The sequence below is a fragment of the Mesorhizobium sp. M7A.F.Ca.CA.004.04.2.1 genome (assembly GCF_004022825.1).
Taxonomy (GTDB): domain Bacteria; phylum Pseudomonadota; class Alphaproteobacteria; order Rhizobiales; family Rhizobiaceae; genus Mesorhizobium.
This window is the reverse complement of sequence record NZ_RZPH01001059.1, coordinates 1-1994: the sequence shown is the minus strand read 5'-3', so window position 1 is coordinate 1994 and position 1994 is coordinate 1. Positions and strand designations below refer to the sequence as shown.

The 1994-nt window shown below is 68.1% G+C and carries 2 protein-coding genes; both read right to left on the bottom strand.

From position 1 onward, the window contains the following. The coding region (locus tag EN893_RS31235) for an alpha/beta hydrolase-fold protein (RefSeq protein WP_164901271.1) at positions 1-853 on the bottom strand (853 nt) is incomplete at its 3' end. A gap of 24 nt (positions 854-877) precedes the next feature. After that, positions 878-1994, bottom strand: a 1117-nt coding sequence (locus EN893_RS31230; protein WP_164901270.1) for an iron ABC transporter permease, incomplete at its 5' end; no start/stop codon positions are given.

Below are 1994 nucleotides of genomic sequence, written 5' to 3'. Positions count from 1 at the left end.
ACGCTGCCTGAACCGCACGATTGACCGTGACCGGCAGGATCGACATGTGGTTCTCGCCGGCGTGCAGCTCGAAGCGCGCACGCACGCCCGGGAGAGCATCAAGCCGCTGCGCCATTGCCCGCGCGAATTCGTCGGTGCATGTCACCTTCTTCTGCTGGAGGCGCTTTTCCTCGTCCTCGGCGCCAATCTGAAACGGCGCCAGCTTCTCGGTCTCGTACTCGCCGGCCGACAGGATCACGGTCGTCGCCAAACCAGCGGGGATGGCGGCCTCGAAGGTTTCGAGAAAGCGATCGATGGCACGGTCTTCCCAATAGATGGCGGGGCTCGCCGCGATCCAGGTCTGGAAGGCCGAGGGCCGCGTGAACAGGGCATAGAGCGCAAACAAGCCACCGAAGGAATGGCCATAAAGCGCCTGGCGGCTAGCGTCGACCGTGATCCGACTGGCGACCCACGGCTTCAACTCGTCCTCGATGAAGGCAAGGAACTCCCCTGCCCCACCGGTCCGGACTTCGGGCGTGCCCTCATAGAAGGGCGGATAGGTCTTGCCCGGCGGCGGGCCGAGATCCCATGAGCGGCGCAGCGGGTCATAGGCGCCCTCGACGGGATAGCCGATGGCGACGATGACGCCCCAGCCGACATTGGTGCCCGTTGGATAGAAGGCCTGCGCGCGCATGGCGTCGACCGCCGTGCCGATGACGGCGTTGCCGTCGGTCATGTAGAGCACAGGCCAGCCGGCCTCGGGCACCGGCCCGGACGGCACATGCAGGAATATCCGCCAGGGGGCGCCGCCCTGCGCCGGGACAAGATCGTGGACCGTGGTGTCGGCGATCAAGGCTGGCATCGACTTGGACATCGATATCTCCACAAGGGCTAAAGGTCAGCGGCGGCGCAGCAGCCACATCAGCACCGGGCCGCCGATCAGTGTGGCGACGAGACCGGCCGGGACCTGGCGCGGGAAGATGGCGGTGCGGCCCACCCAGTCGGCGGCGACCATGATCAGCGCGCCGGCGAGCACCGCGCCAACGGCCTGCGGCAGCGCACGGGAGAGGCCAAGGCGACGGGCAAGGTGCGGCGCCATCAGGCCGATGAAGGTCAGCGGACCGACGATCAGCGTCGAGGCTGCGGTGAGTGCCGCGACCACCAGCAGCACGAGAAGCCGCGTCCTCTTCAGGTCAATGCCAAGGCCTTGCACAGCGGCGGGGCCAAGCGGCAGGATGTCGAGCCAACGCATGAAGAAAGGCGCGAGTGCGAAGAGGCAGACGGCGATGCCACCGGTGAGCAAGGCGTCACCGACATCGACGCCATAGGTCGAACCGGTCAGCCAGTTGAGCAGCAGCATGGCACGCGGATCGCCGGTGGCGGTGAGCACCAGGATCAGCGCGTCGAACAAGGCCGTCAGAGCAACGCCGGCAAGCAGCAGCCGCTCCGGCGCATAGGCGGCACGGCGGCCGATCGCCAGCGTCACCAGCAAAGCGGCGAAGGCGCCGATGGTTGCCGCCGCCGTCTGAACCGGGCGTCCGGCATCCGAGAGCGCAAACAGCGCCACCATCATGCCGAGCGCAGCACCGGCGCTGATGCCAAGCACTTCCGGGCTGGCCATCGGATTGCCGGTCAGCCGCTGCATCATCAGCCCGGCAAGCGCCAGCATCGCCCCGGCGCTCAGCGCGGCAAGCACGCGGGGCCACCGCCACGACAGCAAAGGCTGCAGCTCGTCGCCGAAGGCGAAGTTCCAGCCATGCGGGCCCGGTCCATAGAGCAGGGCCAGCCCGAGCAGCAAAAGCAAGGCCAGGCCGATCGCCGTCAGCATAAGGCCGGGCCGGCTTGCGCGCGGCAGGCGCGCGGCCATCAAGGTCGGGGCTTCCGAGCCAAGAGCAAGGCGCGGCAGCAGCCAGAGAAGCAGCGGCGCGCCGAGAAGTGCTGTAATCGCTCCGGTCGGCAGCAGGTCGCCTTGCGGCCCGGTGGCGATCTGCACGGCCTGGTCGGCAGCCCACAAC